This is a genomic window from Edaphobacillus lindanitolerans, assembly GCF_900156305.1.
GTDB lineage: Bacteria > Bacillota > Bacilli > Bacillales_A > Planococcaceae > Bhargavaea > Bhargavaea lindanitolerans.
In genome coordinates this window covers 491,650-517,582 of sequence record NZ_FTPL01000002.1, presented here as the reverse complement: position 1 = coordinate 517,582, position 25,933 = coordinate 491,650, and the positions used below count along the sequence as shown (strand labels likewise).

General features: G+C 55.2%; 23 protein-coding genes and 1 other RNA gene. 16 read left to right on the top strand and 8 right to left on the bottom strand.

The features are described 5' to 3' along the window. Positions 1–47: 47 nt before the first annotated feature. Entirely contained in the window at positions 48–596 is a 549-nt protein-coding gene (gene thpR, locus B0B07_RS08640; protein ID WP_076758118.1) for an RNA 2',3'-cyclic phosphodiesterase, read from the bottom strand. Between the two features lie 213 nt (positions 597–809). On the opposite strand from thpR, the gene B0B07_RS08635 reads away from it, so the two are divergent. Both B0B07_RS08635 and B0B07_RS08630 read left to right on the top strand, forming a co-directional pair. Next, positions 810–1,250: a helix-turn-helix domain-containing protein gene (locus B0B07_RS08635; RefSeq protein ID WP_076758116.1), complete on the top strand. Its 441-nt coding sequence runs from the start codon at positions 810–812 to the stop codon at positions 1,248–1,250. Between the two features lie 82 nt (positions 1,251–1,332). Further along, complete coding sequence (locus B0B07_RS08630; RefSeq protein WP_076758115.1) at positions 1,333–2,007, top strand: hypothetical protein; 675 nt, start codon at positions 1,333–1,335, stop codon at positions 2,005–2,007. Between the two features lie 625 nt (positions 2,008–2,632). On the opposite strand, the gene B0B07_RS08625 is transcribed toward B0B07_RS08630, so the two are convergent. Together B0B07_RS08625 and ssrS are read right to left on the bottom strand one after the other, a co-directional pair. After that, entirely contained in the window at positions 2,633–3,193 is a 561-nt protein-coding gene (locus B0B07_RS08625) for an SLOG family protein (protein ID WP_076758113.1), read from the bottom strand. 81 nt (positions 3,194–3,274) lie between these two features. Continuing rightward, positions 3,275–3,460: non-coding RNA, 6S RNA (gene ssrS, locus B0B07_RS08620), on the bottom strand. A gap of 130 nt (positions 3,461–3,590) precedes the next feature. On the opposite strand from ssrS, the gene B0B07_RS08615 reads away from it, so the two are divergent. From B0B07_RS08615 to helD, 7 genes are all read left to right on the top strand, one after another. After that, positions 3,591–4,256 (top strand): hypothetical protein, encoded by a 666-nt coding sequence (locus B0B07_RS08615; protein ID WP_144264327.1) that lies wholly within the window; start codon positions 3,591–3,593, stop codon positions 4,254–4,256. Between the two features lie 249 nt (positions 4,257–4,505). After that, entirely contained in the window at positions 4,506–5,159 is a 654-nt protein-coding gene (locus B0B07_RS08610; protein WP_234982312.1) for a Crp/Fnr family transcriptional regulator, read from the top strand. Between the two features lie 146 nt (positions 5,160–5,305). Next, complete coding sequence (locus tag B0B07_RS15325) at positions 5,306–5,428, top strand: cytochrome C oxidase subunit II (RefSeq protein ID WP_200805796.1); 123 nt, start codon at positions 5,306–5,308, stop codon at positions 5,426–5,428. A gap of 17 nt (positions 5,429–5,445) precedes the next feature. Further along, positions 5,446–5,919, top strand: coding sequence for a cytochrome c oxidase subunit II (locus B0B07_RS08605; protein WP_076758107.1), 474 nt, complete (start codon positions 5,446–5,448; stop codon positions 5,917–5,919). Next, complete coding sequence (locus tag B0B07_RS08600; RefSeq protein ID WP_076758106.1) at positions 5,916–7,568, top strand: cbb3-type cytochrome c oxidase subunit I; 1,653 nt, start codon at positions 5,916–5,918, stop codon at positions 7,566–7,568. Before B0B07_RS08605 ends, B0B07_RS08600 begins: the two co-directional genes overlap by 4 nt. 749 nt (positions 7,569–8,317) lie before the next feature. Continuing rightward, positions 8,318–8,605 (top strand): DUF2087 domain-containing protein, encoded by a 288-nt coding sequence (locus B0B07_RS08595; RefSeq protein ID WP_076758445.1) that lies wholly within the window; start codon positions 8,318–8,320, stop codon positions 8,603–8,605. A gap of 191 nt (positions 8,606–8,796) precedes the next feature. After that, positions 8,797–10,959, top strand: coding sequence for an RNA polymerase recycling motor HelD (gene helD / locus B0B07_RS08590; RefSeq protein WP_076758443.1), 2,163 nt, complete (start codon positions 8,797–8,799; stop codon positions 10,957–10,959). Position 10,960: 1 nt separating this feature from the next. Here the strand turns inward: helD and B0B07_RS08585 are convergent, their stop codons facing one another. Further along, on the bottom strand, positions 10,961–11,260 hold the full coding sequence (locus tag B0B07_RS08585) for a DUF5658 family protein (RefSeq protein WP_076758104.1): 300 nt from the start codon (positions 11,258–11,260) through the stop codon (positions 10,961–10,963). A gap of 212 nt (positions 11,261–11,472) precedes the next feature. Between B0B07_RS08585 and B0B07_RS08580 the strand changes: the two genes are divergently transcribed. Next, positions 11,473–12,351, top strand: coding sequence for an endonuclease/exonuclease/phosphatase family protein (locus B0B07_RS08580; protein ID WP_084186625.1), 879 nt, complete (start codon positions 11,473–11,475; stop codon positions 12,349–12,351). Positions 12,352–12,432: 81 nt separating this feature from the next. After that, a complete protein-coding gene (locus tag B0B07_RS08575; protein ID WP_234982311.1) occupies positions 12,433–13,044 on the top strand; it encodes a histidine phosphatase family protein in 612 nt (203 codons plus the stop codon). A gap of 48 nt (positions 13,045–13,092) precedes the next feature. Here B0B07_RS08575 and B0B07_RS08570 read toward each other — a convergent pair whose 3' ends face one another. Both B0B07_RS08570 and B0B07_RS08565 read right to left on the bottom strand, forming a co-directional pair. Then, a complete protein-coding gene (locus tag B0B07_RS08570; protein ID WP_076758100.1) occupies positions 13,093–13,593 on the bottom strand; it encodes a metallophosphoesterase family protein in 501 nt (166 codons plus the stop codon). A gap of 23 nt (positions 13,594–13,616) precedes the next feature. Next, the gene (locus B0B07_RS08565; protein WP_076758098.1) at positions 13,617–15,680 is read right to left on the bottom strand and encodes a thioredoxin domain-containing protein; all 2,064 of its coding nucleotides are present in this window, start codon (positions 15,678–15,680) and stop codon (positions 13,617–13,619) included. Positions 15,681–16,016: 336 nt separating this feature from the next. On the opposite strand from B0B07_RS08565, the gene B0B07_RS08560 reads away from it, so the two are divergent. From B0B07_RS08560 to B0B07_RS08550, 3 genes are all read left to right on the top strand, one after another. Next, entirely contained in the window at positions 16,017–16,544 is a 528-nt protein-coding gene (locus B0B07_RS08560; RefSeq protein ID WP_076758096.1) for a DUF6241 domain-containing protein, read from the top strand. Positions 16,545–16,629: 85 nt separating this feature from the next. Beyond that, entirely contained in the window at positions 16,630–17,373 is a 744-nt protein-coding gene (locus B0B07_RS08555; protein ID WP_076758095.1) for a MerR family transcriptional regulator, read from the top strand. A gap of 189 nt (positions 17,374–17,562) precedes the next feature. Then, the gene (locus B0B07_RS08550) at positions 17,563–19,101 is read left to right on the top strand and encodes an APC family permease (protein ID WP_084186624.1); all 1,539 of its coding nucleotides are present in this window, start codon (positions 17,563–17,565) and stop codon (positions 19,099–19,101) included. 55 nt (positions 19,102–19,156) lie between these two features. Here the strand turns inward: B0B07_RS08550 and B0B07_RS08545 are convergent, their stop codons facing one another. Together B0B07_RS08545 and pepF are read right to left on the bottom strand one after the other, a co-directional pair. Continuing rightward, entirely contained in the window at positions 19,157–20,440 is a 1,284-nt protein-coding gene (locus tag B0B07_RS08545) for an NCS2 family permease (protein WP_076758093.1), read from the bottom strand. Between the two features lie 232 nt (positions 20,441–20,672). Next, the gene (gene pepF, locus B0B07_RS08540) at positions 20,673–22,487 is read right to left on the bottom strand and encodes an oligoendopeptidase F (RefSeq protein ID WP_076758091.1); all 1,815 of its coding nucleotides are present in this window, start codon (positions 22,485–22,487) and stop codon (positions 20,673–20,675) included. A 166-nt stretch (positions 22,488–22,653) separates the two neighbouring features. On the opposite strand from pepF, the gene B0B07_RS08535 reads away from it, so the two are divergent. Then, the gene (locus B0B07_RS08535) at positions 22,654–23,907 is read left to right on the top strand and encodes a cytochrome P450 (RefSeq protein ID WP_076758090.1); all 1,254 of its coding nucleotides are present in this window, start codon (positions 22,654–22,656) and stop codon (positions 23,905–23,907) included. An 881-nt stretch (positions 23,908–24,788) separates the two neighbouring features. After that, entirely contained in the window at positions 24,789–25,274 is a 486-nt protein-coding gene (locus B0B07_RS08530) for a PaaI family thioesterase (RefSeq protein WP_076758088.1), read from the top strand. The last annotated feature ends 659 nt before the right edge of the window (positions 25,275–25,933 follow it).

Genomic DNA, 25,933 nt, shown 5'->3' with positions numbered 1-25,933 from the left:
CCCCACTACTGCTCATTGGCAAGTACTAAAAAGACGGCTGAAACCGATCAGCCGCCGAGTTTGAAAGTTTCGACCGTTTCGTACTTGGGATTTCGGGAAGGATGAATAGTGAACAACTCAAAAGAACTGACCGCAATGTCAGACGGATCAAGCTGTTCAGGGTGGAAGCCCGGGTGCTCATCCGTTTTTCTCTTTTTGGCGATCGTCACGTGCGGAGTGAACCGGTTGTCTTTGCGGGGAGCGCCGATGGATCGGGCGACCGCATCCGTTACATCTTTCTGGAGATCCGCAAGAGGTTTGCTGGGGGAGAACCCCAGATAAACAACCCTCGGACCGGCCGCGGATCCGAAAAAGTCAAAGCGGTCGAGCCGGGCGACAAACGGAGCGTGCCGCTGCGCGGCAGAATGAAGCGAGTCCGATAAAGCCGCCACTTTCTCCCCGTCCAGGGCGCCGATGAAAAATAGCGTCACATGCAGATCTTCGGGATGAGGGATGGACTTATAGTGTTTTCGTAGGTCCTTCGATTCCTGGAAATCTTCCGCGATGGGCCGGACCTGTTCCGGCATCCGGATGCCGATGAAGTAATGGGCTTGCACGGCTGGCACGTCCTTTCGAATTTGTCCTGATTGCCTTATTCTAGCCCGTCCGGTGAAGAAAAACCAAATCTCCCCCAAATTCTGCGGCTTCACTTTTAGGTAAAGCTGAATTATATTCATAAATAAATGATGGAGGATCATGGGCGTGATATGATGGGCATGATTAGAGGAATGCGATGCGCCATCTTCAGGAGGAGAAAGGGGAGGGCACGGATGGAATGGGATCAGGAGGCGTTCGGTTTCCGGCTGCGATCGCTCCGGGAGCAGCTCGGTCTGTCCATGCTGGCGTTCGGCAGGGAAATCGGGACATCCGCCAGCAGGATCAAGCACTGGGAAGAGGGAAAGAGTGCGCCGACGGCCGGCTGGATTGTGAAGATCAGTGACCGGTTCGGTGTGTCCGCAAACCGGCTGCTCATGGGAGAGGAAGATGGGATGGATGCCGGGGAACCGGATCTTCCCACTGCTGATGAGGAGGGAGAGGATGCTCTCGCCGTGCTCATGAAGATGATGGAGTCTCTCCCTGACAGGGAGTATGCAGGGGGCCATGGAGAAGAGCGGTTGATTTTGGAGATCCAATCCCGGCTGCCGGCTCTTTCGATGCGGGACTTGAATGAGATTCTCGTCCTGACGACACTGAAATCCCGATTAGAATAGTGGAAATCCGCCGGTCGGTTGGACAGTCGGCATTTCATCCCTTAAGATGAAACGAGACCGACTGGGGAGAGGAGGAAACAGGATGAAGTTATACCAAGTGAGAAAAGGACAGTTCGTCTTTTACCAAAACGAACTGTACAAAGTGTATTCCATCAATCCGCTGGCCAGGAAATCGGTCCATATGTACCGCGTGAAAGATATGGAACAGGCCATTAGCAAAGCGGAAGAGATCACCTACCATAAGCCGCAGCATATGGACTCGTTCATGTTCTACGGCAAGCGTTATACGCTTCGGGAGGACTTGGAACCGGAAGAGGGAGGATTTGTCCTCGTGACCAAACCGGATCCCGAGCCGATGAGCCACTACGGACTGAACGAATTTGAAAAAGTGGAGCAGCTGGAAGGCAAGACGGTGATGACGTCCCGCCAGAACATCATCAAGCGGAAAGAATTCATGGTCATGTCCGAAGGGATGGACGGAGGGGCACGGGATATTTCCTACCAGGACCCGTCCGCTGTCACCGAAGATCAACTGGAAGCGGACAAGCGGCTTGAACGCAAACTTTCCCGTGAACAGGAGATCCAGCCCAACATCGGAGACATTTATCTCAACCTCCATGACGGCAGCCGATCGATGGTTGTGGCGGTCGTGGAAGACGACGTCTACCTTGGACACGGGCAGAAGTTCCCGATCAAGGAACTGCTCAATTCCGACCACTGGACGCTCGTTTACGTAAATACCGATTTTGTGCTGTAAGCAAACACCCCCCTGCCGGATTACGGCGGGGGGCTTTCGGGTTATACAGGGGAACCGGGTCAACGGGACGACAGGATGCTACGCTTTAGTGTCATCCAGCTGCGGGCGGTAGGGGCTCGGGGTCACAAGTCAGTCCGCTCCGCGGATCAGGATCCGCTCTGCATCCCGCCTTGTGCCTGTCGCCCCTGAGCCACCGCCCTCCGCTTTAGAATCATCCAGCTGCACGGGCCTGACCCTCGGGGTCATAAGCCGTGCTGCTCTGCGAAGCAGGCTTCGCGGCGCATCCCGTCTTATGCCTGTTGGGTCAGAACGGCCCGCTCCGCTTTAGTATCATCCAGCTGCGGGCGGTAGGGGCTCGGGGTCACAAGTCAGTCCGCGCCACGGATCAGGATCCGCTCTGCGTCCCGCCTTGTGCCTGTCGCCCCAGAGCCACCGCCCTCCGCTTTAGTATCATCCAGCTGCGCGGGCCTGACCCTCGGGGTCATAAGCCGTGCTGCTCTGCGAAGCAGGCTTCGCGGCGCATCCCGGCTTATGCCTGTCGGAGGCCCGCACCAAGCGGGTCAGTCAGCTGGTGCCGCAAGGCGTTCTCAGCTGACTTCCATCATTTCGGCCCGCTCCGCTTTTGTTATTCCCATTTTTCGGCTTGGATGTCTTCTGCGGTGAGTTGGAGGTCGAAGGCATTGAGGATGAGGAGTTCATAGTCGCCGGCCTCTGCGCGTTGTTCGGCAAGGCGCTTCATCCATTTTGGTGATCCTTCGTTTTCTTCGTCGTATACGAGAAGGATGCCGTCCGAGTTGCGGAGGAGGAATTTGTCGCGCTCGGCAAACTGCCACGGAGCCTCATATGGCCGGCGGGTGAGGACGGTCGAAAAGTCCGCCCGGGCCATGACCGATTCGAAGGCGCTTTTTTTGCTGTCGTTCCACTTTTCCTCCTGGCCGAGGAACGGCAGGATGACGGCGACCTGCAGCTCCGGATAGTCCTCACGGAGTTCGAAGGCGGTTTCGGCTGCCCACGTTTCCACGCCCGGCTGCCCGCTGACGATCACCCATTCAAGCCCCTCGTCCTCCAGAAGGCCGCGCATCCGGTCTTTGAGGGCCCGCCTGATGACGGCGACACCGGGATGTTTGTCATTGAAGATTCCGAGCTCATGCGGCTTATAGCCGGTCACAACGAGACGCTTCAGCATGTCCATTCATCCTTCCCGCATATGTATCGAACAAATAAAAACAGCCAGCCCGTCGGAACGGTCTGGCTGTTTGCAGTCATCATGATAGCCGCATTGCCGTAGGAGAATTAAAAAGTTTAAAACCGTCACTCCACTAAGTGGGTGTCGCGGGGATGTTCCTGCACGTCTCCGGATAAATCCGGAGCCTATCATTCCGATCCCGTCTTAAACTCCCTATTTCAGATCAAAGGTTAAACTTTATAATCAATACGTGCAACGCAGCCTGTATGAAGAGTATAGGACATCGCGACTGCAGATGCAATGGTAATGCCTGGTTTATTTTTTCGCGGTTTCCGTGCCGGTTCGGCAAAGACAGACATGGTATAATGGAAGCATCAAGAAAGTCGAGGTGGACGGTTTGTTCAAGTCGGTAATGTTTTACACAGACCGGTTGGCTGCAATGCGGCGATTTTACGGCAACATCCTGGAACTTGAAATCACGGAGAGGCTGGAAGACCGGTTCACGGTCCGGATCGGCGAGACAGAAGTCACGTTCGTCGCGACAGACCGTCCGGCATTTTATCATTTTGCGATCAATATCCCGGGGAACCAGTTTACGATGCTCAAGTACTGGGTGAAAGACCGGGTGCCGCTCAACTGGGACGGCGGCGTGGATGAAGTGTATTTCCGCAATTTTGATGCGGATTCGATGTATTTTGAGGATCCGGCCGGCAACATCGTCGAGTTGATCGGCAGGAGGAAGAAGGATCTGTTCGGTGATGTGTCGCAGGCTTCGTTCCTCAATGTCAGCGAGGTGGGCATTGTTCCCCGTGACGTCGCCAAGGCCGGGGGAGATCTGATGAAAGCGGGTATCCCGCTCCGCGGCGGCACAGAGGTCGATCCGCACAATTTGAACTTCCTCGGCCGTGGGGAGACGTTCTTCGTGGTCGTCCCGGAAGGCCGGCGGTGGTATTTCTCGAAAAAAGATGCGGAATCCCATCCTCTGAAAGCGGCATTGGATGACGGCCTGGCCGTCCAGCTGGATGATGACGGCACGTTGACGGTCAGCGAACAGGAAGATTGAAGACGGGTTGGTTGAAAGGTTGAGTGATTGTGGCAAAACTGTTTGGGTTGTTCAAGAAGAAATGCAGCATCTGTCACCGGAAGACCGGTATGCTGCGGCCTTACCGGAATGTTGGAGGCAAGTCCGTACTCGTCTGTCCGGCCTGTTCGGAATATGCGGAGCGGCGGGCATACAAGCGGGCCTGAAGGTGTTTGGGAGGGGTTCGAGACGGAACAGAATCGCCATGCTGAAACGGGACTGACCGGGCTGTTGAAGGCGAGCAGCGGCCGCCGGCACATCGGAAAGGGAGAATACCTTTTCCGGGAAGGTGAACCGGCGGAACAGCTGTATTATGTCGCCGACGGGAAAATCAGGGTCGGCAAAGTGACGCCGGACGGCCGGGAGCTGACATTCCGGCTGTGCGGACCGGGAGACTTCATCGGAGAAGTCATGCCGTACTGCTCACCGTGCCTATACACAGTGGAGGCGAAGGCGACCGAAGATACAAAAGTCGCCGTGATCGCGAAAGAGGCGCTCGAGGAAGCGCTGTATCTGAATTCGGATCTGGCCGTCGCCTACATGCGCTGGATGGGCGTACTGCATCAGCGGACCCAGTCCAAATTCCGGGACCTGATCCTGCACGGCAAAAAGGGCGCACTTTATTCCACGCTGATCAGAATGTCGAACAGCTACGGCATCCGGCGTGAGGACGGGAGCGTCCTGCTCGATATTGAGCTGACGAACCAGGAACTCGCCAATTACTGCGGCATGGCACGGGAAGTCGCCAACCGCATGCTGGCCGCTCTGAAAAAAGAAAAAAAGATCGGAATGGAAAATGGGAAAATCGTCCTGCTCGACATGCCTTATCTGCGCAATGAGATCCACTGCGAAAACTGTCCGGCAGACATATGCAATATCGAGTGAACCGGACCGCCAACAGGCGGTCTGTTTTTTTGTCCATTTTTCAACAGATCCTGAGAAATTCTTGTATATGGTGTGACAAAAGTCACATTCCCGGGGACCGGGTGAAATTAAGATAAAGGCATAGAAAAGAGGACGGAGGGTTGGCGATGAAAAAAAGCAATAACCCGCATGATGCCGATCTGAGGGGAACATTGATCAGCGTGTTTATCGTCGGGGTCGTCATCATCGCAATGTGGGCACTGATCTACGGCATGTACGTCGTGCTCTAAGAAAGGAGAGGAAGACCATGCATCTGCATAAGTTCGAAAAAATCTGGCTGGCATTCGGAATTCTTACACTTACCGTCTTTCTCGGCATTGTCGGATTCACCGCATTTGCACAGGGACAGACACCGGCCGGCGGCCAGGACACGATCGATCCGGAGAAAGTCGACGTCACTGCGCCGTTCGACGATCCGGGGGTCCATCAGATCGATGACAACACATACGAAGTCGTCATCAAGGCGATGACCTACGGTTATGAGCCGTCCGAGATCAAAGTGCCGGCAGGAAAAGAAATCATCTTCACCGTGACAAGCAAGGATGTGGTCCACAGCTTCACCATTCCGAACACCAAAGTGAACATGATGGTCGTGCCTGGGCGGATCAGCCATAAAAGCTACACGTTCGACAAGCCCGGGACGTACCTGACCCTCTGCAATGAATACTGCGGAACCGGCCACCATTTCATGTACACGGAAATCGAGGTGTTTGAGGAATGATCGGAAACTCTGAACGAAAACTGGCTTTATCCAATATTGCGGTGGCCTATGTCGCCTTCCTGATCGGGACATTCTGCGGGCTCATCCAGGTGTTCATGCGCAACGACCGGCTTGAACTGCCGGCGTGGCTTGACTACTACCAGGTCCTGACCGCCCACGGCGTGCTCCTTGCACTCATTTATACGACGTTCTTCATCTATGGTTTTTTGATCACGGGCATGAGCAAGTCTCTCGGCAGTTTCGGGCCGAAAGTCCGTCTCTGGTCCTGGGTCGGATTTTTCATCACATTGATCGGAACCACATGGGCCACAGTTGAAATCATCTCCGGCCGCGCAAGCGTGCTGTATACATTCTACGCGCCGCTGAAGGCGAGCGGCTGGTTCTATGTGGCCCTTGCCCTTCTTATCGTCGGCACTTGGGTCATGAGCTTTGCGCTCATCGGCCACTACGTGCAGTGGCGCCGCAAAAACAAAGGCGTCCTGAGCCCGCTGTTCGCCTACATGACCATGGCGACATTTGCGCTCTGGATCATCAGCTGCCTCGGCGTCGTAGGCGCCGTCCTGTTCCAGTATATCCCGTGGGCGTTCGGGTTCGTGGACACGATCAACGTCGAACTGAGCCGCTCCCTGTTCTGGTACTTCGGCCACCCGCTCGTTTATTTCTGGCTGCTGCCGGCGTATATGGCCTGGTACCTCGTAATCCCGAAACTCGTCGGGACGAAAGTCTTCAGCGATTCCCTCGCGCGGCTGTCGTTCCTGCTGTTCATCCTGTTTTCGATCCCGGTCGGGTTCCACCACCAGCTCGGCGAACCGGGCGTGACCGACTTCTGGAAGTTCCTTCAGGTCACACTCACGTTCATGGTGGTCATCCCGACGCTCATGACGGCGTTTTCGCTGTTCGCCGTGTTTGAAACATCCGGCCGGCAGAAAGGCGCGAAAGGGCTGTTCGGATGGGTGGGCAAGCTCCCGTGGAAAGACATCCGGTTCACTTCGCTGTTCATCGCGATGCTGTTCTTCATCCCAGGCGGAGCCGGCGGGATCATCAATGCCAGCTTCCAGCTGAACGAATTCATCCACAACACGCTCTGGGTGGTCGGGCACTTCCACATCACGGTCGGAGCACCGGTCGCCATGACCTTCATGGGCATCACCTTCTGGCTCATCCCGTACCTGACCGGCCGGACGCTTACGGGGACCACAAAGAAGCTGGCATTCGTCCAGATCGCTTCCTGGTCAATCGGCATGCTGCTCATGTCCACTGCCCAGCACGTCCTCGGCCTGCTCGGAGCCCCGCGGCGGACCCAGTATTCGCACTACAACGACAACCCGACCGTTCTCGGCTGGTTTGACGGATTCTTCTCCAACACGGCGACGATCGCAATCGGCGGCACCATCCTGTTCTTCTCGGCCATGTTGTTGATCGTCATTGTTTTGAGACTCTGGTTCCTGGAACCGCGTTCGGCGGGCCAGGACATGTACGCAGAATTCCCGCTCGCCGAAAGCGACACATCGGCCACGCCGAAATGGCTGGAAAACTGGTGGATCTGGATCGGCATCGCCATTGCGCTGATCATCATCGCCTATGCGATCCCGATCACCCATCTCATTCAAGATGCCCCTCCCGGATCCAAAGGGTTTATCAACTGGTAAGGAGTTGAACGGAATGTTCCTGATGATCTTGGCGTTCATGATCGTGATGATCGTCGTCATGGTGATTGCGATGGAAGTGGGATCGGAAAAGCCGTAAACCGCTCTATCTTCCCAGATCAAGAAGCAAGGCAGCCGGGAGAGCCCGGTGCCTTGCTTTTTTTCATTGGTGCGGAGAATGGAGTAAGGGGCACTGTTGTGAATTATAGAGGGCCGTTCAGAATTAAGGATCGGCGTTGTGAATTATGGAGGGCCGTTATGAATTAAGGAACGGTGTTGTGAATTATGAAGGGGCTTTATGAATTAAGGATCGCCGTTGTGAATTATAGAGGGCTGTTCTGAATTAAGGAACGGTGTTGTGAATTATGGAGGGCCGTTATGAATTAAGGAACGGTGTCGTGAATTATGGAGGGCCGTTATGAATTAAGGATCGCCGTTGTGAATTATAGAGGGCCGTTGTGAATTAAGGATCGCTGTTATGAATTATGAAAGGGCTTTATGAATTAAGGATGGCCGTTGTGAATTATGGAGGGCCATTGTGTATTAAGGACCGTTGTGAATTATAGAGGGCTGTTCTGAATTAAGGAACGGTGTTGTGAATTAAGGCGAGCTGTTATGGATTTAGGACTGGCGTTGTAAATTATGGAGGGCCGCTATGAATTACGGACAGGCGGTTGATTGGCCGGCCCGGATTTGAAATAATCAAAGACAGAAGATTGCATCCAAACAGCTGAGGGGGAATGGAAGCAGCCATGAGATTCGAAATTACGGAAAAAGAGCGGGAAACCACGGTCCGTAACCTGTTCAAGTCGGGACCGGATGGGCCGCTGGATGTGTTTCCTGCAAAAGAGAAGAAAAAGTGGATCGTCGCGTGTCACTTGGCGGCCCGTTTTGAAACAGGACGCGAGTATACGGAGAGCGAAGTGAATGAGACGATCAAGGAGGCCTATCCGGATTTCGCCACAATCCGGCGGTTTATGATCGATTATCGGCTGATGGAAAGAGACGGAAACGGACACCGATACAGACGGGTTGAGTAAGCAGGCGGATCCCCATCCGGAGGGTCCGCCTGCTCCTCCGTTTTCCAGTTTGAATGAGGCGGCATGGAGTGGTAAAATGCTTATCTGCTTAACTGGACAACAGGCAGGGGAGAGGGGGAATTGGCGTGTCAGCGAAGGATCATCCGGATTACGGGGTGGAATCGGAGCGACTGGCCTACACGAAGGAATACATGGAGAAGCTTCTCGGTGAAACAGAGCGGGAAGCCGAAATTTCCAGGGAGAACATCCGCCAGTCAATCGGGGATGTGGAACATCTGGATTCGAGTCAAAGCTACATCAACATCCTGACGAATGCGCGGTTCTTTGAGATGGCGTCGACCCAGAGGGAAGGACTGGAAGCGATCCGGCAAAGCCCGTATTTTGCCCGCATCCATTTCAAAAAAGACGGGGAACCGGCGGAACTGCTCTATATCGGAAAGACCTCGCTGTTCCACAGGGAAACGCAGGAGCCGATCATCGTCGACTGGCGTTCTCCGGTCGCCAACGTCTATTACGACGGCCGCCTCGGAGAGGTCACCTACGATGTGAACGGTGAGGAGAATGCCGGCCATCTATACGCCAAGCGGCAGTACAAGATCGAACAGGGGGAACTCGAGGATATCCGGGATGTCGATCTGACGACGACCGACGAGCTGTTGCAGGAAGCGCTTGCCGGGAAGGCGGATGTCCGTCTGACGGAGATTGTCTCGACGATCCAAAGCGAACAGAATGAGATCATCCGGGCCAACTTAAAGCGGCCGATCGTCGTCCAGGGGGCCGCGGGGAGCGGAAAGACGACGATTGCGCTTCACCGGATCTCGTACTTCCTCTATACGCTCGGGGCTGATTTCCCGGCGGACAAGCTTATGATCCTGGCTCCGAGCCGCCTGTTCATCGGATACATCGCCGACGTTCTCCCCGAACTCGGCGTCGGCCGGATCAAGCAGACGACCTTTGCAGATTATGTTCTCAGTGCGACCGGCCTGAAGCTCAAGCTGGCGGATCCTGATGAGAAGCTGGCGATGCTTGCGGAAAACCGGGAAGGGAGCGACACAGCGATCGGGATTGCCCGTATGAAAGGTTCGCTCGAGTACCGGGACTTGATGGACCGCTATGTGAAGATGATGGAACGGGAGACAGCCGAACTCTTTGAAGATGTATATATCGAGAAGTTCCGGATCATCCGGAAGGAACGTCTGCAGCGGCTGTTCATGAAGGACTTTTCCTATTTGCCCCTGCAGAAACGGCTGGACCGCATCCGGGGGATCCTGAAGACCGAAGTGGACCGGAAGCTGAAGGAGATCCTGAGCACGCTCACCAAGCGCTATGAGCAGGCACTCGACAAAGCACTGTTCGGGATCCGAGATGACGACCGGCGCCGGAAAAAGACGACCAAGCTCATCGACGAACGGGATGCCCGGATTCCGGCAATCCGGGCGGAAGGCAAAAAGACGGTCGCCGCATACATGCGCCGCTTCAAGAAATTCAGCGTGAAAACCCGTTACCGGACATGGCTGACCGATCCGGAACTCATGGAGCAGGTGGCCCGCGACTGGGATGGACAGGAGCGCGGGCGCTTCCTGGCAGCACATGAAAAGGAACGGTGGGAAGTCGAAGACCTGGCCGCCCTCTATTACCTGCATTCAAGACTGAACGGGGTGGAGGAGCAGTGGAAGATGCGGGCGGTGTTCATCGACGAGGCGCAGGATTACAGTGCGTTCCAGTTCGCCGCACTCAAGGAAGGGAACGGCACGGACATGTTCACGATCGTCGGGGACCTCGCGCAGGGCATCCATTCCTACCGCTCCGTTACCGGATGGGAGCCGGTGCTTGAACTGTTCCCGCGAGCGGCTTTCCGCACACTGCAGAAAAGCTACCGCACCACAGTGGAGATCATGGAAACGGCGAATCTGGTGCTTCAGGAAATGGACCCGGACCTGCCGCTTGTCGAGCCGGTCGTACGCCACGGACCGAAGCCTTCCTTTTATGAAGCTGCATCGTTCAACCCCGGACAGATCCTCGACATTGCGGACGGCATACGGAAAAGGGGGCTCCGTTCCGTCGCCCTCATTACAAAGACGGCAAAAGAAGCGAAGGCGATGCACCGGGCACTGCTGCGCGAACAGCCTGACGTCCGGCTTCTTGATGAACAGTCGGAGCCGGAGCAGGACTGCCTGCTTGTCGTGCCCGGACATCTGGCAAAGGGACTGGAATTCGATGCGGTCATCGTCGCGGCATTTGAGTTTCCGTTCAGCGACCGGGAGATCGACCGCAAACTGTTGTATGTTGCCATGACCCGCCCGATGCATGAGCTGCACCTGGTCGGAATTTCACCACATTTTTTGGGACAATGAATCACATCATCGATATCCACGCAGCATGTAATAGGAAGACGGATGTGTAGGAAATCACCGCGACAAGAAGCGAGACACGGAAGATCAAGGAACCATTGAGCCTGGGAACGAGGACGATCAGCAATAAGGGCAATGCCAGCTTGACGAGAAAGAAAGCTGTTGCGGAGAAGCCCAGCAGATGATCCATCAGCGGATTTGCCTCCTCGATCAAACCGTCTTTCACACCAATCCACGTGAAAAATGCATCCGCAAACGACAGCAGCAACAGGAAAACGGCTTGCGGCAAAAGATCGGATTTCATTTCATTTCTCCTTTTCTTTTTGGGATGGGCACAGTATTCACCACATAAGAGAGCGGTATTCGGTTCAGAATAATGAGGAAGGTTGACGAAATGGTGAAAGCAGACTCGTCATCTTTACAATCATTAACGGCAGGTTTAAACTCTCTAAATGTTATATGGCTATAGTCAGGGTGAGATTAAAAATGTGCACCACCCCAAAAGGAGAGAATGAGATGAATGGCGACCCAGCAGGGAATCCGATCCGGCAACACTACAGGGAAGACAGAAACAGACCAGACACTGTACGGGTGATGTCGTTTAACATGGCCCACGGCATGGGCATGGACGGGCATGTGGATCTGACAAGGACGGCCGAAGTGATCCGTGCTTCTGGTGCCGACATCATCGGCCTGCAGGAAGTGGACAGCCACTTTTCCGAACGGAGCGGATTTGAAGACCAGGCGGCACGCCTTGCGGACATGCTCGGCATGCACTTCGGATTCGGAGCGAATCTGGTTGAAGCCCCCGCATATCCGGGAATGCCGCATGGTAAATATGGGAATGCGGTCCTGAGCCGCTACCCGATCAAATACGCAGTGAACCATCCGCTTTCCGATGCGGGCCTGCAGGTTGAAGACCCGGAGCCGAGAGGGATACTGGAAGCATTCATCGATTTAGGCAATACCTACCTGAATTTCTTCACCACCCATATGAGTCTCAGTGACAGCGCACTCCGCGCGGGGATCGGCCGGCTCATGAAACTCACGGACCGGTCTCTGTTCCCGACGGTCGTCACAGGGGATTTCAATGCGGATCCGGATCACTCGGGCATTGTGGCAATGGGTGAGCGGTTCAATGAAGTGTTCCGCAAAGCCGGGGCGGGCTGTCCGCCTACATTTCCTTCCCGTTCCTATGAAGAGAAAAGCGGAATCCGGACCGGGCCTTATTCAAAAATCGATTACATATTCACGGACCTGGCTCAGACGGTCACCGGTGCGGATGTAATCGATACATCCGTATCCGACCATCTGCCGATCGTGGCCGATCTGCTGATGCTTCCGGTGTTCGGGAGCAGCCGATCGGAAAAACCGAATGAATTCAATGAGGCATGAGGAGGCGCCGTCCGGCGGCCTCCTTTTTTGTCGGCGCGGAACAGGGAGGAAAATCCCCGGTCCGTCGAGAAGTATGAAAAGATGAAGAAACAGATTGGCTGGAGGGACAACATGAAAACGATCGGGTTTGTCAGACACGGGATCACCGAATGGAACAAAGAACGTAGATGGCAGGGGGCGACCGACATCCCGCTTGCCGAGGAAGGGGTCAGGGAAGCGCATCTCGCAGCATCCAGACTTGCGGAGGAAGACTGGGAAATCATCTACGCCAGCCCGCTGAAACGCGCGCGGGAAACAGCGGAGATCATCCGTGAGGCCATTCCGGGCATCGACCTCCGCTTTGACGAACGCCTGAAAGAGGTATATGGCGGAAATCTCGAAGGGACGACCGAGGAGGAACGGGTGAAGAAGTGGGGGACCGACTGGCGGATCCGTGCGGAAGAGTACGGCATGGAATCCGACTCGGACATGACGGCACGCGGAATGGCGTTCTTGGAGGAAGTCCGCAAACTTCCGGAGGAACGGATCCTTATCGTCTCACACGGTGGATTCATCTCCCGGATGCTCAAGGCGATGACACCGGAACGGGAATACACGGAGCGGCTGCTCAATACGTCCTTGACCGTCGTCGAGCTGCGGGACGACCGTAACCTGTGCACACTCTATAACTGCACGAAGCATTTGAATGCATGAAAAAACCGACCGGAAAGCATCGCTTCCCGGCCGGTTTTTCACTGTCCGTCATATTTTACTGTCATAAAAAACATGCCGGGGTTCCGGGGTCCCCGCGCCGGTTTCCAGAATTCCGAATGAAAAGCGTGGCTGCCTGCGTTTGTCCGTCGGAGAACCTGGATTGAACAAGATGGTTCCATCATGGTTCTCGTTCATCGGGATGTGGGAATGTCCGAACAGGATCAGGTCCGGCGGGTCTTCCATGAACGCATCCAGCGCCCGCCGGGGCGTCGTCTTGCCCTTGCCGTCCCCGTGCACGATGCCGATCCGCACGCCGCCGAGCGTGATCGTCTTCTTCTGCCCGAACCGTTCCCGCAACTCGGGCGGGTCCGCGTTTCCAGATACTCCGTCGACCGGCGCGAAGCGGGCCAGTTCATCGTATACCTCCGGCGTCTGCCAGTCGCCGGTATGGATGATATGGTCGGCCGTCTCCAGCTCCTCCAGAAGCGGCGGCGGGAGCTTTTTGGCCATCCGGGGCATATGCGTGTCCCCGGTGATGATGATTTTCATGCGACCTTCTCCTCCCGGGGGGACTATTCAACGAGTCCGAGTGCTTGTTCCGCCTCATCAAGACCGAGGACGGGTGCCTGGCACACATTGTGTTCGCAAATGAATACCGACAGCGGGACGCTCTTGTCGTTTTTCCCGTCCAGCAGTCCGGCGAGCGGTCCGTCCCCGTCCGTTTCCGATGATCCGGACCACACGTCAAACGGCAGGAAAGCGGACCGGATCTCCTCAAGCAGTTCCCGCTGCTCGCTTTCATCGCTGCCCGACAGGACGATTTCACGGCCCCCGGCTTCAAACGCCATCCGGGCCATCAGCAGAGTGAGGGTGCCATTCGGATACTGGGCGGCTTCACCGGCAAACTCCCGGATGACCGCTTCGGACCGGGCTGTCCAGCGATCGTCCGCCGTCAGCTTTCCGAGCCGCCACAGCTGCATAGCCGCCACGCCGTTGCCGGACGGAAGGGCACCGTCCATGACATCCTTTTCCCGTACGAGAAGGGCTTCCCCTTCCTTGTCGCTGAAATAGAAACCGCCCGTCTTGTCGGCAAAGCGCTCCTCAAGCAATTCCGCCAGGCGGACCGCACGCCCGATGAAGGACTCCTCGCCGGTGGCCTGATGGAGTTCGATAAGTCCCCAGATCAGATAGGCATAGTCGTCCAGGTAAGCATGGTACTTTGGCTCGCCGTCACGCCAGCGCGCGAACAGCAGATGGCCGTTCCATAGATGCTCTTCCAGGAACGCTTCGGCCCGTCTTGCCGAGTCGATCATTTCTACATCGCCGAATGCCGCGCCGGCCTTTGCAAGCGCCGCGATCATGAGCCCGTTCCAGGAAGTGAGGATTTTATCGTCGAGATGCGGGTACACCCGGGATTCCCGGAATTCCCTCAGCTTGGGGATGGAATCGGACAGGATCGTTTCCAGCTCGTCTTCGGTGATGCCGAATTCCTCCGTGACGTCATCGACATCAAGCCCGACCATGTTCGGGATGCTCTTCCCCTCGAAATTCCCGCCGGGCGTAATGTCATAGACCGCGCAGACCACTTCGGCCTCACGCTCGTCCAATACCCCGTACACCTCTTCCTCCGTCCACAGATAATACGTTCCTTCGGCTCCTTCGCTGTCTGCGTCTATCGCAGAATAAAACCCGCCTTCCGGATGGGTCATTTCCCGCTTGATGAAATCGGCCAAGTCCGCGACAATCCCGGCATAGCGGGGGTCACCCGACATCTGCCACGCTTCGGTGTAGGCCATTATGAGCATCGCCTGATCGTAGAGCATTTTCTCGAAGTGGGGGACGAGCCAATACTCATCGACGGAATAACGGGCGAATCCCGAACCGAATTGATCATAGATCCCGCCGCTCGCCATCGCATCGAGCGTCCGGTCGGCCATGTCGAACGCAAGCGGCTCCCCGTGCCAATCACCGTAGCGCATCAGGAACAGCAGCTGATGCGGGGACGGGAACTTCGGCGCGCCCCCGAACCCGCCGTGCACGCCGTCAAACTGCCGGGCAAGCTGGCCGAAGCCCTGATGCAGAGACGTTGCGGACAGTTCTTCACTGGAAGGCTCGGGCCGCACCTCAAGTGCCTCCTTCATCCGGTCACCGATCTCTTTGACGCGGTCCGGCTCATCCCGGTAGATGTCCCGGACCTGCGGGAGCACGTCCATCATGCCCGGACGGCCGTACTTGCTCTCTTTCGGAAAATAGGTCCCGACGTAAAACGGCTTCTGATCGGGGGTGAGAAAGGCGTTCAGCGGCCATCCGCCCTGGCCGGTCAGCTTCATGCAGGCATCCATGTAAATCGCATCGATGTCCGGCCGCTCCTCCCGGTCCACCTTCACGGGGATGAACCATTCGTTCAGCAGGGCCGCAACCTCGGCGTCCTCAAAAGACTCCTTCTCCATCACGTGGCACCAATGGCAGGTGCTGTACCCGATTGAGACGAAGACCGGCTTGTTCTCGGCCCTTGCCCGGTCGAACGCCTCGGGCGACCACTCCAGCCAGTTGACCGGATTCCGGGCATGCTGGAGGAGGTAGGGGGATTTTGATTTGATGAGCCAGTTAAATTCGTCCGAACACCGTTCTTGCATGACGAACACTTCCTTTCGCTTCTCTTTGTTCAGTTTACCCGAAGAAGCCGGCAGAAACCGGATTGGGGGAGGGAAGAACGAAAATATAAAAAAGACGCCTTTAACGGCGTCTGCTTCACGCATTTGATTGGAACTGGTTGAGATAACAAGGTGGGGAAGACTTGATTCCTAGCTGCTTAGCTTAAGCACCACAGAAGAATATGCGGGTGCACGGTCAGCTTTTGAGAGCAGGAAGAAGGATTTGCGGCGCCAACGACAAATATAGGTAAGACAGATTGGATCGTGTAAAAGAGTGCGGGCGAGGGATGGGAAGAAAAGCGGGAGGATGTGTGGCAGTTGAGAACGAGGAGCAGACGATGGCTGATCGTGATCCCGATTGTGTTGTTTGCCATCCTGGCCGGCGGATATGTCTATATGATCTCATCAGGCTCGGTGAACGTTCAGGAAGCGTCCACCTTGCCGGTGCCGGAGGGCGACGGGGAACCGCCTCTGTATGAGCGTCCGCCTTCCGAGGAGCGGCTCATGCAGGATATCCATCAGATGGCGCATCAGAAAATCCTGGCCAAGCAGAAGTGGGGGGCCCTGCAGATCACGCAGAACCGGATCGATGAAATGCATGCTCAGGCCGTGGCGGGTGATTACGAGCACAAAGATACGTACCTCGGGATTTTGGAAAAGTGGAAGGCCGGCGACTTTTCGGAATCGGTGAAAGCCCACAATGCCGTCTGGAAGCTTCAGGGAGGAACGATCGGGAAGGCGAAGCGGCTCCTGACCACAGAGGAGGAACTGAAATATATCCGGGCCGAATTTGGGAACAAATTTGCGGATGTCTATGAATCGGTCGATAAAAATCCGGGCGGATGAGGCGTCCGGATTTTTTTGTTTTTCCTGTTGACCCTGACGTTGCGTCAGGCTCTATACTGAATTCATCAGGGATTGGAGGTGCATCGTGCACAGAAAAGTAAAGGAAGTGGCAGACCTTGCGGGGATCAGTGTCCGGACGCTCCATCATTATGACCGGATCGGACTTCTGACGCCCCGTACCGTTTCAGATGCAGGATACAGGCTTTATGACGAAGAGGACCTGGACCGGCTGCAGCAGATCCTGTTTTTCCGGGAACTCGGCTTCCCGCTGCGCAAGATCGGGGAGATCCTCGACAGTCCGTCGTATGACCGGCGGGAGGCACTCGGCCTGCAGGAAAAGGCCTTGATCGAAAAGAGAAGCAGGCTGGACCGGATGATTGTCACGATCGGCAAGACCATCAAAAACATGGAAGGAGAATCAGAGATGAGTCAGCAAGAGAAATTTGAAGGTTTTGATTTCAGTAAAAACCCGTATGAGGAAGAAGCCCGGCAAAAATGGGGAGATGAACCCGTCGACCGCGCCAATGAAAAAATGGCGGCGATCGGTCCCGATGGCAGGGAGGATCTCGGCCGGCAAATGGATGGCCTGTTCAAGAAACTTGCTTCCCTCAGAGATCGGAAACCGGATTCCGAGGAGGTGCAACAGGCAATCGGCGAATGGCATGAATTCCTGAACGGGATGGGGCACACGTATTCACCGGAAGCCTTCCGCGGCCTGGGGCAGTTGTATGTACAGGATGACCGGTTCACAAAAAACATGGACCGGTACGGGGAAGGCTTTGCACAGTTCATGGCGGATGCGATGTCCGTCAGGGCGGATCGCCTCTAACCCTATAATGGAAGGCCTGCCAGTGAAGAACTGAAAGGCCCGTTCAAAAAATGCAAGGACACCGGAGACTCCTGCGGGAGAGCGGCCGGCGTCCTTGCTTTTGTTCCTGACAGGGTAATGGACGAACCCTCTTGGTTTCTTTTTTTTCTCCACAGGGAAAGAAGAGAGTCAACAAGGGAGTGAGCAACTATGAGAGAAACCAAGACTACGACAGACAAAGGCACGAAACCCCGAAGGCGGAAGCTGGAGAAATCATTAAAGCCTTCCTGGGTATTCGCCATCGCTCTCGGTTCTTCGGTCGGCTGGGGCGCTTTCATCCTTCCGGGTGACTGGATCCGCGATGCCGGTCCGGCAGGTGCCATGCTCGGACTGTTCTTCGGGGCACTCATCATGATGGTCATCGCCTCCAGCTATGGAGTCATGATCAAAGAACACCCGGTATCAGGCGGGGGATTCACTTATGCGTATCTTGCAGCCGGAAAAACATGGGCGTTCCTGTGCGGCTGGTTCCTGTCACTCGGCTACATTTCAATCGTGGCGCTGAATGCGTCGGCATTCACGCTGCTGCTGAAATACCTGATGCCGGGCTTCATGAAGCAAGGCTATCTGTATTCTGTTGCCGGATGGGACATTTACATGCCGGAAGTCGTCATCGCTTCCGTCCTTCTTATTGCGTTTGCCTTTTTGAATTCCACCGGGACCAGTGTTTCGGGCAGACTCCAGTTCTGGTTCAGCATCCTTCTCGTGACCGGCGTCTTTATCCTCGGGGCTGTGACATTCGGCATCGCGGATGAGCCGATCGCCAATATGGGTCCGATGTTCAGCGGGAAGGCATCGCCGATCATGTCGGTCCTTCTCATCCTCGCCATCGCACCATGGGCGTATGTCGGCTTTGACAATGTTCCGCAGGCTGCGGAAGAGTTCAGCTTTTCCCCGCGGAAGGCGACATTCCTGATCGTGGCTTCCCTGTTCACATCATTCATGATTTATGCCGTCATGATCGGCCTGACCGCCTGGACATTCCCGGGCAATGCAGGCACCGGCGGAGAGCTTTGGGCAACAGGGGCCATCGTGTCTTCGGCACTCGGGAAAACCGGTCTCTTCATTATGGCAGTAGCCATCGTCATGGGGATCTTCACCGGACTGAACGGATTTTATATGTCATCGAGCCGCCTGCTGTTTTCGATGGCACGGGCGCGGGCCCTTCCTGCAATATTCCGGAAAACGGCGAAGGGAAGCGGTGTGCCGGTCTGGGGAATCTGGTTTGTCACGCTCATCACGCTCCCGGCCATGTGGCTCGGCCGCCCGGCTCTTTCGTGGATCGTGGACATGAGTTCCACGGGTGTATCGATCGGCTATTTCTTCGCCTGCTTTGCAGCGTATAAAATCCTTGCCCGGAAAAAGCGGGAAGGCCAGGAGAGTTCAACGCTCAAGCGGGTGCTGGCGGGGATCGGCATGATCTCGAGTGCCGGGTTCCTCGTGCTGCTGCTCGTCCCGGCCTCTCCCGCATCACTCACCCTGCCGTCTTATCTTCTGCTCGGCGCATGGGCGCTGGCGGGAATCGTGTTCTATGCATTCATGAAAAAGTCCTATTTGTCCCTCAGCAAAGAGGAGACCGACTATTATATGCTCGGCAAGGAACCGGAGGTTGAAAAGCCGGTACGCAAGCAGAAGCCCGCTGCGGGCATTCCGGCATTGAAGAAAGAGCCGGTTGAAAAAACGATCTGATCATAAAAAAACGGCACCTCCGGAAAAACCGGAGGCGCCGTTTTATATGTTTGAATCAGGCTATTCCCACGACAAAATTCAAAAGGAACAGAAAGGCGATGACATAAAGCGGCTTGGCCACTTCTTTCGCTTTCCCGTCCGCCAGTTTCAGCAGCGGATAGAGGATGAACCCGACGGCGATTCCGTCCGCAATGCTCTGCGTGAACGGAATCATCGCGATGAGGAAAATCGCGGGAAACGCTTCTGTCAGGTCGCCAAGGTCGATGTTCCGGATGTTCTGCACCATGAGCCCTCCAATGATGAGGAGGATGGGCGCAATGGCATTGTCCGGAATCAGATGGATGAACGGAAGGAACAGCAGCGATGCAAGGAACAGAACGCCCGTGACGATCGCCGTCAGCCCGGTCCGCCCGCCTGCGGCAATCGCCGCGCCGGTTTCGGCAGTGGAAACGGTCGGGCTTGAACCGAACAGCCCGGACAGCATCGCGGAGACGGCATTTGCCTGGAACGCCTTCCGGAACTTTTCCGGGCGGCCCGCCGTATCCAGATGGGCCTGGACAAGACCGATGTTCTCAAAGACGATCACCATCGTCAGAGAGAAAGTGCCGATCAGGAAAGCGGCGGAGCCTAGACCGTCAAACGAGAATGCGCTGAACACATCCCCGTATGAAGAAATCGACGGTGCCGCTTCTGTCTTTCCCGGAAGGATGCCGAGAAGTGCGGCCAGCCCGGTTCCGGCAAGGATGCTCCACAGGAAGTGGCCGCTGACATTGCGAAGGAACAGGATGACCGCCACGAGGAACGTCAGCACGGTGGCGATGACTGTCGGGTCGGCCAGATTGCCGAGCTCGATGATCGAATTGGATCCTCGCTTGATCAGGCCGCCTTTCTCAAGCCCGATGAAGATCAGGAAGAGACCGAGTCCCACGGTGATCGCTTCCTTCAGTGACTGGGGAATCGCCCGTGACAGGACGCCTGCAAGTCTGGTGAAGGCGACGACTACGAACAGCAGCCCGGCTACGAAGACGAGCCCGAGTGCTTCCTGCCAGCTCAGACCCATCGAGCCGACGAGCGTGTACGTGAACATCGCGTTGATCCCCATGCCGGGGACGAGCAGGATCGGCGCATTCGCCCATAGCCCCATGAGGAGGCACCCTGCGAATGACGTGACGACCGTCGCCACGACAGCTCCGTCAAGCGGCATGCCCGACTCCGACAGGATGAAGGAATTGACCGCGATGATGTACAGGATCGTGAAGAACCCGATGAGTCCCGCCATCACTTCCCGGCGCACTGTCGTGCCGTGTCCCTTCAGATCAAAAAAGTGTTTGTTGAACATGATACAGACCTACTATTTAATTATCCCTCTCCCAGCCCGCTTCGCCCCAAATAATGAGGCAAGCCACAAACAGTTATTATACCTTATATCGGCCTGCTAATCAAAAACAGAGCAGCCGGGTCTTTCCATGAGCGCAGAAAAAAGCAAGGACTGCGCTGTTTCCCGAAGGGGCAGCAACCCTTGCTTTTCTATGACGTCCGGCGGGTTTTATCCGTACCGGACATCTTTCAACTTATTTGACTTCAGCCGATTCGATTTCTTCGGTCAGTTTTTCGAGTTCGTCGATCAGGCCGCCGATGTAGGAAATCGTGTCTTTGAGCGGCTGGTCGGTCGTAATGTCGACGCCTGCCATTTTTGCGAGCTCGACTGGTGTTTTCGTGCCGCCCGCACGGAGTACTTTGAGCCAGTCCTGGACAGCCGGTTCTCCTTCTTCGAGGATGCGCTTCGACACCTGCGTGGAGATGGTGAGTCCCGCGCTGTACGTGTACGGATAAAGGCCCATGTAATAGTGCGGCTGGCGCATCCATGTCAGTTCGGCGCCTTCCTCGATCGTCACGCCCTCGCCCCAGAATTCTTCGAGGACGCCGCGCTTCAGGCTGTTGAGGACGCCCGCATTGACACTTTCGCCGGCATCGATGCGCTCGTACACTTTCCGCTGGTAGGCGGCTTCGAGCAGGTGAGTGACAAAGTTGTGGTAGTACGTACGGGCCACGATGGACGCGATCACCCAGCGCTTGAAGCGAGGATCGTCCGTGCTCTGAAGAAGATGGTTCGCCATGAGCATTTCATTCATCGTCGACGGGGCTTCGATGAAGTAGAGCGAAGGGCGCGCATTGAAGATCCCCTGATAGTTATGGGCGTTGTAGAAATGCCCGGCATGGCCGAGTTCATGCGCAAGGACGAATACGTCTTCCATGCTGCCGGTCCACGAGATGAGGATGTACGGGTGGACGCCGTACGGGCTGGAGCAGAATGCACCGGTCGATTTGCCCTTGTTCTGGGCGAAGTCGGTCCAGCGCTCATCGTATGAACGCTTCAGCATCTCCGAGTAATCGTCGCCCATGACGGACAGTGCATCGAAGATGTATTTTTTCGATTCCTCGATCGTGATTTTCGGCTCATAGGACGGGTCGAGCGGGACTTTCAGGTCCGCGAACGTCATCCGGTCCATGCCGTGCACTTTCTGGAGAAGCTTCGCGTATTTGCGCATATGCGGGGCAAGCTCCGACATGATCAAGTCAATCTGCCGGTCATACAGTTCGCGGTCCACTTCCTGGTTGAACAGCAGGGATTCGAACACATCCTTGAATCCGCGCAGATCGGCGTCCGTCTTTTCGATCTGAAGATGCATGTCATATGTCTTGGCCGTTGTGTGCTGATAGTCGGCCAGTTTTTCATAGAACGACTTGAATGCGGCACGCCGTTTTTCCGTGTCCGGATCCGTCTCCCATTCGCCTTCGAACAGGTTATAGCTGTTCGGGAAGGACTCGCCGTCCGCTTTGAAGTCGGGGAATTGGATATCGACAAGCTTCGTGACGTTGTACAGATCATATGGCGCATCAAGCGTCGACTGGTAGGCAGCCAGCGTCTTTTCCACTTCCGGATGGAGCTTGTGCGGCTTGAACCGGAGCACATCCTTCAGGTAAATGCGGAACTCATCGGATTGATCCATCGCGGATTTTAGTTCCTCTTCGGGGAGCTGGGAAAGTTCGCTCTCAAAGAAGCTGAGTTTCGCGCCCGTTTTTGCCATCACGGAACCGAATTTCGCCGCGCGCATCTGCGAATCGCTGTTCGTCTGGTCTTCGCTCTGCATGAGGCTGACCCATGTGCCGGCAGGAATGATTTTCTCATACAGTTTTTCATAGTCTTTCAGCGCTTCAAGGGCAGCGGCTGCATCCGTCACCTTGCCCTCAAACTTTTCGGCGAACGCCGAGGCATCACTCTCAATCTCCTTGATGCGGGCATCGTAATCGGCTTCGGTTTTGAACAGGTCTTCGAGGTTCCATGTTTCTTCCAGTTTTACTTCTGAACGTGGAATTGCGGACATATGATTTCCCCCTTAATGTTACGAATATCGAACTAATTGTATTATAATTTGCAGCTTATTGAAAGCCAATAGACAACTTTCTGAAAGAAGAAGTTTTCAATATGTTAACCCGGGCTCAAACAGGGAATAAGGGAAGGAGAAAATAAGTGAAGGATGAGATGCAATCATGACAAAGGAAATGCCAAAGGAACGGGGAATTGACCATACGTTCAATCTGTTGACCGAAGGATACAATTACATCGGGAAGCGGATGAGCGAAAAAGACACGGACGTGTTCGAAACCCGGCTGCTCGGCAAGAAAATGATCGTCATGACGGGCAGGGATGCGGCCGAACTGTTTTATGATGAAACGAAATTCAAAAGATCAGGCGCACTGCCGATCCGCATCCAGAAGACGTTGTTCGGCGTCGGCGGGGTGCAGACGAAGGACGGCGAGAAGCACAGGATCCGCAAAGCGATGTTCATGTCGCTCATGACGGAAGAGCGGCTCGGGCTGTTCCGGACGATCATGGAGGAAGAGTGGAAGCGCAAAGGCCGTGAGATGGAACGGAAAGGAAAAGCCGTCCTGTACGATGAATCCGAAGAACTCATCTTGCGCGGGATCTGCCGGTGGACGGGCGTGCCGCTCACGGATGTGGAATCATGGGGCCGTGCGTATGATATCGGCGCGATGATCGATGCGGCAGGCGGTGTCGGAAAACGCTACAGAGTCGGGGAAGACGCAAGGGTACGGACGGAAGAATGGGTGGAGGACGTCATACTCGCCATCCGTGAAGGCCGCCTTCAGACGGAAGAAGGCTCGGCCGCCCATGTGATGGCGTTCCATGAAGAGTCCGGCGAACGGCTGGATCTCCACATGGCGGCAATCGAACTGCTCAATGTGATCCGGCCGGCAGTGGCGGTCGCCCGGTTCGTCGCTTTTGCTGCGCTGGCACTGCATGATTTCCCTGAATGGAAAGACAAATTGAACACCCAGAAGGAACTGAATAACTTCGCCAATGAAGTGAGACGATTTTATCCGTTCACTCCGTTCCTCGGCGCCATTGTGAAGAAGGACTTTGAATGGAATGGCTATGCATTCAATGAAGGGGACGCGGTGCTCATGGACTTCCACGGCGTGAACCGCGACCCGCGGCTGTGGGACAAACCCGAAGAGTTCAACCCCGACCGGTTCAACGGATTTGTCGACGACCGGTTCAACTTCATCCCGCAGGGCGGGGGCGACCCGAACCACGGCCACCGGTGCCCGGGAGAGCCGGTCACCGTCACCATCATCGAAGAGAGCGTCCGTTATCTGGCCAACTCGCTTCAGTATGAAGTGCCCGAACAGGACCTGACGATCAACATGGTCCGGATGCCGACCCTTCCGACAAGCCGCTTTGTCATGGACCGCATCCGGGTCGTGGGGAGCGAACAGTGAAATGCGTAAAGATGGAGCCCGTATCTTGGATATGGGCTCCGTTTTGTTGTCGACATCATCAATTGTAGTCGCGATATCGTAAATTGGGGGTCCGTATTGCCAATATGTATTCCATATTGTAAATGGGAACTCCATATTTCAAATCGGGGCTCCATATCGTATATTGGGCGTCCATATCTCAAATTGGGGTTCCATATTGTAAATTGAGCGTCCATATCTCAAATTTGAGTTCCATACTGTAAATCGGGGGTCCATATCTCAAATTGGGGCTCCATATTGTAAATTGGGCGTCCTTATTTCAAATATGAGTTCCATACTGTAAATCAGGCGTCCATAGTTCAAATTGGGACTCCATACTGTTAATTAAGCGTCCATATTTCAAATAAGAGTTCCATACTGTAAATCGGGAGTCCATATCTCAATATCGGGTTCCATATCGAAAATCGGACGTCCATATCTCAAATTCTGACCACATAACTTAATATCCTAAACGAAGGTGAGATTGCGGCCCGGTCATCGGGTCGCATTCTCGTTTTTTGGTATTAGTAACGAGGCCCCGTCTTCTGGCTATGTTTTCATCTGCCGCATGATCATTGGGTGCCTCTCTTAACTTAGAACGCGTCTTTCTTAACATAGAGACTGTCTTTCTTAACTTAGGAGCCGTCATTCTTAACATACAGCCCTTCTTTCTTAACCTGCAGAGAAAACAGTCGTTCAAGGACCCCGGCAGCGGAAATCGACCAATTGGGCAATGAAGGGTTGTCCTTGGATTCCACTATGGACCGGCCAGACTTTATTCCGTGAATGAAAAGAATAAAAAGGAAATACAGCGAAGATGTCGAATGGGAACGATATACGGAAATTGAACAGGAGGGGGAACTATGCAAGTGGAAGTGGGACGTGCCATCCAAGATGAGTATCCGGACGATTTCGCCTGGTGCTACGGCTGCGGACGTCAGAACGCAAAGGGTCATCATTTTCGCACCGGATGGGAAGGGGATCAGACGGTTACCTATTATGATCCGGCTGCGGATGAGCTCGCGCTGCCCGGATTTGTATACGGCGGTGTCATTGCGTCGCTCATCGACTGCACGGGCACAGGGTCTGCAGCGTTGGCCCTTCACAGGAAAAATGGACATGAACCGGGAGACGGCGAGGATCCGCCAAGATTTGTGACGGCTTCGCTGCATGTCGATTTTTTGAAGCCGACGCCGCATGGCAAGCAATTGAAGGCGGTCGGCACCGTGGAGGAAATCCATCCGAAGAAGTTCAAAGTCCTGATTGACGTGGAGGCCGGCGGGGAAGTGTGCGCCAAAGGGGAAGTGGTCGCCGTCGTCATGCCGTCGACATTCCTGGGACAACGCTGAATCACGAAAAATAGAAGCCGCCCGATCAGTTGATCGGGCGGCTTCATGCACACGGAAAATTCGCTTTGATTCACTGCATCTGACGATCCTGCTTCCGCAATCTCATCTTCAGCTGCACGGCCTAAACTGCCGTTTTGCCTTTCCGGCTGAGGTGTCATCGCAATGACCACCGCTCTGCAGTCAGGCGTTCAAGTGCACTTCTACAAAAAACTTACTGCCGACAATGACCTTGATCGGCCGTCCTCCTGGTTTCCATTGGCACCATCTCCTGAGTCCTTGCATCGACTTTCCGGATCACTCCGGTCGTTCATTGCGAGAAAACGACTATCCCAATTCGTTTTCTTGTGTCCTCCTGGTGTCCATCTTCTACCATCCCCTGAGTCCATTGCTTCGTTTGTCCGGAATTTCTCCGGTCATCCTCTGCTCGACGGATCCACTATACCGATCCGTCTTCTTTTGTCCTCCTGGTGTCCATAAACGCATCATCCTTTGATGAATTGGCTCTAGTCGGTTCCTGACGGTCCGATTTGAGCGGACATTGTCCTGACGATCATGCGGGTTGTCAGTGAAGCAAATTTTCCGCCAAGGCTGTGCATATCCCCGCAATCCGCATCCGGCTAAAACAAGCTTCCGGATCGTCCCGCGGTGTTCCGCCTTGT

Excerpts from the sequence above, each read along its gene's own strand:
- B0B07_RS08635 (WP_076758116.1), top strand. The coding sequence starts at position 810 with ATGGAATGGGATCAGGAGGCGTTCGGTTTCCGGCTGCGATCGCTCCGG.
- B0B07_RS08630 (WP_076758115.1), top strand. The coding sequence starts at position 1,333 with ATGAAGTTATACCAAGTGAGAAAAGGACAGTTCGTCTTTTACCAAAAC.
- B0B07_RS08625 (WP_076758113.1), bottom strand. The coding sequence starts at position 3,193 with ATGCTGAAGCGTCTCGTTGTGACCGGCTATAAGCCGCATGAGCTCGGA.
- B0B07_RS15325 (WP_200805796.1), top strand. The coding sequence starts at position 5,306 with ATGAAAAAAAGCAATAACCCGCATGATGCCGATCTGAGGGGAACATTG.
- B0B07_RS08605 (WP_076758107.1), top strand. The coding sequence starts at position 5,446 with ATGCATCTGCATAAGTTCGAAAAAATCTGGCTGGCATTCGGAATTCTT.
- B0B07_RS08600 (WP_076758106.1), top strand. The coding sequence starts at position 5,916 with ATGATCGGAAACTCTGAACGAAAACTGGCTTTATCCAATATTGCGGTG.
- B0B07_RS08595 (WP_076758445.1), top strand. The coding sequence starts at position 8,318 with ATGAGATTCGAAATTACGGAAAAAGAGCGGGAAACCACGGTCCGTAAC.
- helD (WP_076758443.1), top strand. The coding sequence starts at position 8,797 with ATGGAGAAGCTTCTCGGTGAAACAGAGCGGGAAGCCGAAATTTCCAGG.
- B0B07_RS08585 (WP_076758104.1), bottom strand. The coding sequence starts at position 11,260 with ATGAAATCCGATCTTTTGCCGCAAGCCGTTTTCCTGTTGCTGCTGTCG.
- B0B07_RS08580 (WP_084186625.1), top strand. The coding sequence starts at position 11,473 with ATGAATGGCGACCCAGCAGGGAATCCGATCCGGCAACACTACAGGGAA.
- B0B07_RS08575 (WP_234982311.1), top strand. The coding sequence starts at position 12,433 with ATGAAGAAACAGATTGGCTGGAGGGACAACATGAAAACGATCGGGTTT.
- B0B07_RS08570 (WP_076758100.1), bottom strand. The coding sequence starts at position 13,593 with ATGAAAATCATCATCACCGGGGACACGCATATGCCCCGGATGGCCAAA.
- B0B07_RS08565 (WP_076758098.1), bottom strand. The coding sequence starts at position 15,680 with ATGCAAGAACGGTGTTCGGACGAATTTAACTGGCTCATCAAATCAAAA.
- B0B07_RS08550 (WP_084186624.1), top strand. The coding sequence starts at position 17,563 with ATGAGAGAAACCAAGACTACGACAGACAAAGGCACGAAACCCCGAAGG.
- B0B07_RS08545 (WP_076758093.1), bottom strand. The coding sequence starts at position 20,440 with ATGTTCAACAAACACTTTTTTGATCTGAAGGGACACGGCACGACAGTG.
- pepF (WP_076758091.1), bottom strand. The coding sequence starts at position 22,487 with ATGTCCGCAATTCCACGTTCAGAAGTAAAACTGGAAGAAACATGGAAC.
- B0B07_RS08535 (WP_076758090.1), top strand. The coding sequence starts at position 22,654 with ATGACAAAGGAAATGCCAAAGGAACGGGGAATTGACCATACGTTCAAT.
- B0B07_RS08530 (WP_076758088.1), top strand. The coding sequence starts at position 24,789 with ATGCAAGTGGAAGTGGGACGTGCCATCCAAGATGAGTATCCGGACGAT.